At 55.1% G+C, this 2,755-nt stretch carries 1 protein-coding gene and 2 pseudogenes; all 3 read left to right on the forward strand.

Annotation, left to right across the window (positions count from 1 at the left end; translation table 11 throughout):
- A pseudogene (locus lacNas_RS06710) lies at nt 1–317 on the forward strand (alpha-glucosidase); the annotation flags it as partial.
- Between the two features lie 56 nt (nt 318–373).
- Entirely contained in the window at nt 374–2,077 is a 1,704-nt protein-coding gene (locus lacNas_RS06715) for a glycoside hydrolase family 13 protein (protein WP_201346715.1), read from the forward strand.
- A gap of 93 nt (nt 2,078–2,170) precedes the next feature.
- Nucleotides 2,171–2,755: pseudogene (locus lacNas_RS06720) on the forward strand (glycoside hydrolase family 65 protein); the annotation flags it as partial.

Below are 2,755 nucleotides of genomic sequence, written 5' to 3' on the forward strand. Positions count from 1 at the left end.
AAGAGGCCGACCCGTCCAGCATGCTCAACTTCTACCGGCAGCTTTTAAAATTGAAGCAGACGCCGCTGTTCACAAACGGCAGCTACTATCTGCTGGACACCAAGCCTGAGCTTTTGGTCTACCAGCGCGAGCTTGCCGGCGAGCGGGCCTTGGTAGTCGTCTCCCTCAGCGCCAAGAAGGAGCACCTGAGCTTGCCGGAAGAACTGACCCCGGTCTTGACGGCTGGCAATCTCAACCTGCAAGGCAAGGAACTGACCCTGATGCCTTTTGCCGGGGCCGTTTTGCAAAAAACGCAAAATAACAGAAGAGAAAAATAAAGCAACAAACAAAACAAACAACGTGATGATGATTTTTTAACGAGGAAACAGAAAAAATGCAAACAGCAGCAGTTAGACACAGACCTGAAAGCGAAGATTGCTACCTGGTGACGACGGAGACCATGAAGCTGCGCCTGCACACGGGCCGCGACGTCAAGGAAGTTTACGTCCACTATTGCGACGTCCATGAGCCTTTGACCAAGTTGAAAAAGCAGGCTATGACCCTGGCTGGCCACGGCCAAGTCAACGACTACTGGGAAACGGCAGTGACTCTGCCTTTGCACCGGGCCCAGTACGTCTTTGAAATTCACGGCCAAGACGGCGAGGAATGGGTTTACGGCGACCGGGGCTTCAGAAAGAATGAAGCAGCAACTTACGAGGACCCGAACAACTACTTCAAGCTCCCTTACTTCCACGCAATCGACATGACCAAGAGCCCGGACTGGGTCAAGGAGACGGTCTGGTACCAGATCTTCCCGGAGCGTTTTGCCAACGGGGACAAGAGCAATGACCCAGCAGGCGTCAAGGATTGGAATCCAAGTGACCACCCGGGCCGGGAAGACTTCTACGGCGGCGACCTGCAAGGGGTCTTGGACCACTTGGACTACCTGAAGGAATTGGGCATCAACGGCCTGTACTTCTGCCCGATCTTCAAGGCCAGCTCCAACCACAAGTACGACACGATCGACTACCTGGAAATCGACCCGGACTTTGGCGACAAGCAGCTCTTTGCCCGCCTGGTCAACGAAGCCCACGCCCGGGGGATGCACGTCATGCTGGACGCGGTCTTCAACCACATGGGCGACTCTTCCATGCAGTGGCAGGACGTCGTGAAAAACGGGGCCAAGTCCCGCTTCGCCGACTGGTTCCACATCAACCGCTTCCCGGTTGAACCCTACGACCCGCAAGACCCAAGCTACGAGACTTTTGCTTTTGAAAAGCACATGCCGAAGCTGAACACCGCCAATCCGGAAGTCGTGGACTACCTGTTGACGATCGCGACCTACTGGGTCAAGGAATTCGACATCGATGCCTGGCGGCTGGACGTGGCTGATGAAGTCGACCACCAATTCTGGAAGAAGTTCAAGGCCGCCGTTACGGCCATCAAACCCGACTTCTACGTCTTGGGCGAATCCTGGCACTCCAGCCAGTCCTGGCTGAACGGGGACGAATTCTCCGGCACCATGAACTACCCGTTTACGGGCCAGATTGCCGACCACTTCCTCAAGGGCAGCCAAGACGCCAAGACCATGACGGAACTTTTGACCGACCAGCTCTTCTTATACAGAGAGCAGAGCAACTCGGCCATGCTGAACGTGCTGGACTCCCATGACACGGCCCGGATCAAGACCGTGGCCGGGGAAGACGAGGACAAGGCCCTGCAGGCTCTGGCCTTCACCTTCATTCAGACCGGGTCGCCATGCATCTACTACGGGACGGAAATGGGCATGAGCGGCGACAACGACCCTGACTGCCGCAAGCCGATGGACTGGAGCCAAAAGGGCAGTCCGGTCTGGCAGGCGGTCCAAGCCATCATCGCCTTCCGCCGCCAGCATTGGGAAAGCCTGAGCAAGGGGCAGACCTGGCTGGAAGTTGCCGACAACGGCCTGATCCATGTCAAGCGGACCGGCAAGGAAACGGTCGAGGGCTGGTTCAACACGACCGGCCAGGCCGTCAGCTTAAGCGCGGCCGCGGCTTTAAGCCGGGGCTACGACGGCAAGCAGCTGGAAAACAAGGGCTATGTCCTGATCGTGAAATAGATGCTGTTAACGGTAACATAAAAATAGTTCTTGTTAGCGTTTGCACATTAGCTGATAATGATTACAGAATGATTTGAGCGAGGAAGAATAGCGATGAAAAGAATTTTTGAAATTGATCCCTGGAAATTAACCAGTCACACTTTTTCAAAAGAAGACAAGCGCCTTCAAGAAAGTATGACTTCAATCGGCAACGAATACATGGGCCTGCGCGGCAACTTTGAAGAAGGCTACAGCGGCGACAGTTTGAAAGGCACCTATTACGCCGGCGTCTGGTTCCCGGACAAGACCCGGGTCGGCTGGTGGAAGAACGGCTACCCGGACTACTTCGGCAAGACCCTGAACGCGCCAAGCTTCATTGACCTGCCAGTCATGATCAACGGCCACAAGCTGGACCTGGCAACTGATGAAATCAGCGACTTCAGCTTGAGTCTGGACATGCATCAAGGTTTGCTTACAAGAAGTTTTGTTTATGAAGGCGGGGACTGCCGGGTTCGGTTTACTTTCACCCGCTTCCTTAGTTCAGTAGTCAAAGAAGCTGCCTTGATCAAGGTCAAGGCCACGGTCTTGGACGGGGAAGCCGACCTGCGGATCGCCAGCCGCCTAAACGGCAACGTGGTCAACGAAGACAGCAACTACGAGGAAAGCTTCTGGGATGCCTTGAATGAAGACGCAAGCGGC

The sequence above is a fragment of the Lactobacillus nasalidis genome, from assembly GCF_016587775.1.
Classification (GTDB): domain Bacteria; phylum Bacillota; class Bacilli; order Lactobacillales; family Lactobacillaceae; genus Lactobacillus; species Lactobacillus nasalidis.